Genomic DNA, 2024 nt, shown 5'->3' with positions numbered 1-2024 from the left:
GCTAATAACGAGTCTAAAAACTACAAGCGTAGTTTTACAACATTCAAAGCTTAATCTAATCATTCAAGCTTCAAACGCTTTTAGGCTTCATATGGCGATGGAGTATTATAAACTAAGTATAACTTATACAGAGATCACAACATATACCTTTATGAGATATACTCATAGGTTTAGCTATACAGATTTTCAAGAGATAAAGAGACTAATAAAAGATTATGCAGGATCATTAGGCAAGAGCATAGGTGCTTCTATGGTTAGTGGTGCATTAGAACTTTGGAAAACATCATATGAAAAACTAGAAGAGAACTACAACGAGATAATGCACACAAGATATACATATAAATTTAATGAAGCTTACGCACTAAATAATATCTCATATAAACCTATGTCTATAAAAGAAGCTTATGATAAAAATAGTACAAATAGCTATTGCTACTATCCAGTAATGATCTATCAAAACTATATAAGCCTAAATTTAAATAGACTATTTCTAGGAGCTAATATAAGTAGTGGGGGACTAGACTATAACTCATTTATATACTATGACATAGACCATAAGAAAAACAAACTATCTTTTAACCTAGCTTCTAAACTAGCACTAAATAACCTAAGTGCCTATCTATGTTTAGATGAGCTAAGAGGAGCTGGTAATGAGATAGATGCAAACTACTTTAAATATGCTAGAAGTAGATACACTGAATCTGATGTAGAGATAAGGGAGTTAAATTTGGATGTAAAAGAGGAGAAAGAGATATATAATAATTACAAGGATGGCGCATTGCCAAATAAAGCAGCAGGCAAACCAAAATATCCGATAGATGCCTATCAAGAGGCTGCAAATATTATATATATGCTTAGACTAGGAATTTTTAACACCAACTATGACAATACTCACCGTAACCTCTCAAGAGATCTAGTAGAAGCTCTTGATACTATTGGCAACAATAACATAAAGGGTATATATGTGGGGTGTAAGGAGTTCGGATCGTCAGATAGAAAAGACAAGAGTACTCAAACCACATCATCTATCCCACCTCGCCTAGTAGGTCGTTTAGCCACTACCATAGTAATGGAAGATGGTCTATATATAGGATAAGATATGAAAAAGATCATATTTATCATCATAGCTCTTTTAGTAGCCACAGCAGTAGTGGTAATAAGCAAAGGAAAATTACAAGATAAAGGAAATTTAATGGATAACACTAATACATATACAGTTATAGCTCCAAATGGAATGGAAATACCATTTGATAAAAAGACAAATTTAATGATACCAAACAATGACAATTATAAAAAACCTAGGACAAATAAGGAATACTTAGAAATTCAGTCTAAATATTTACTTGAAGCTCGCTCCATCCTAGACTCATCTTTATATAAAAACTATAAACCCCTATACTATAACCCTAAACCAAATTCTCTAGGTCAAACAGACTATCTATCTTTTAAACCATGGCTAGATATTAGTTATAAACCAAGCTCAAATAAACTATCACCTTGGACTAAATCAGAAAAAGCCTACTATGAAAGTTTAAAAGATAAGAGAGATAGATATATCTATCTAGTAAAAAGAAGTAATCTAAAATGCACTATGATAGATATCCCAGAAGATGCAATAGGTAGAGTGGATAGCAATGGCAAACTAACAAAGCCAGAGTATGCTGAAATTTATGATGAAGTAAATGCTCACAAAGGTACTCTAAAATCAGAACTATTTGCAGCAGAGTGGAATATATGTGCAGGAGTATTAGGAGATATGGGAGGATTTGTAGGAGGTGTTGGATTAGGTTATGCAGGATTTAAAGCAAGAGCATATCAATCAATGTTTCTATCAGCCCAGCTTGGTCAAGACGGAGCCCTAGAAGCATTAGCTGATTTATTTGAATACTCTACCTATTTAGTAGGTCTAAATAAAAATTTACAAATGGCTGAAGAGTTTAGAAAACTAGCTAAAAATCCTCCACTAGATGAATATGGGATGATGCCTTATCTTGATGAGATAGTAGGAAGCTACTTCGTGATGG

At 33.1% G+C, this 2024-nt stretch carries 2 protein-coding genes; both read left to right on the top strand.

All coding sequences use genetic code 11. From position 1 onward, the window contains the following. A partial coding sequence (locus tag F3G76_RS10315; RefSeq protein WP_188116573.1) for a hypothetical protein occupies nt 1–1096 on the top strand: 1096 nt, incomplete at its 5' end. 3 nt (nt 1097–1099) lie between these two features. Then, nucleotides 1100–2024 (top strand): thioredoxin reductase (locus F3G76_RS10310; RefSeq protein ID WP_149706671.1); only part of this gene is annotated, 925 nt, incomplete at its 3' end.

Source organism: Campylobacter concisus, assembly GCF_902460575.1.
GTDB classification, from domain to species: domain Bacteria; phylum Campylobacterota; class Campylobacteria; order Campylobacterales; family Campylobacteraceae; genus Campylobacter_A; species Campylobacter_A concisus_AW.
This window is presented reverse-complemented; position numbering and strand designations above follow the sequence as displayed.